The organism is Alcanivorax sp. HI0044 (assembly GCF_001634945.1).
This window is the reverse complement of record NZ_LWEZ01000855.1, coordinates 1-390: the sequence shown is the minus strand read 5'-3', so window position 1 is coordinate 390 and position 390 is coordinate 1. Positions and strand designations below refer to the sequence as shown.

The following is a 390-nucleotide window of genomic DNA, read 5'->3' as shown; positions in this document are numbered from 1 at the left end:
GCGATCCGCCCACCTTTTCCAACAACAAATCACGCAGTGACTTTGTGGTGGAAGAACACCATGGCGACCTGATTCGCAAAATCATGCGTTGCCTGGAGCCGGGTGGGGTGTTGTATTTCTCCTGTAATTACCGCCGTTTCCAGATGGATGAAAGCATCAGTAAATGGTTCGACGTGGAAGATATTTCCCGCTGGAGTATCCCGGAGGATTTCCGGCGAAATGAAAAAATCCATTACTGCTACGCGATTCGTCATGTGGAGGACGCATGACGGTTGTGCTCTATACCACCCTGGGTTGTCACCTTTGTGACCAGGCCAGGGAGCTGGTGGCCATGGTGAATCCGGGGCTGGTGCTTACCCCGGTGGATATCGCCGAGGATGATGCCTTGAT

The 390-nt window shown here is 52.8% G+C and carries 1 protein-coding gene and 1 pseudogene; both read left to right on the top strand.

The window, feature by feature from the left end; all coding sequences use genetic code 11:
* A pseudogene (locus tag A3730_RS10025) lies at window positions 1-269 on the top strand (23S rRNA (guanine(2445)-N(2))/(guanine(2069)-N(7))-methyltransferase); the annotation flags it as partial.
* Window positions 266-390, top strand: a 125-nt coding sequence (locus tag A3730_RS10020; protein WP_197477416.1) for a glutaredoxin family protein, incomplete at its 3' end; no start/stop codon positions are given. The pseudogene A3730_RS10025 and the gene A3730_RS10020, both read left to right, overlap by 4 nt.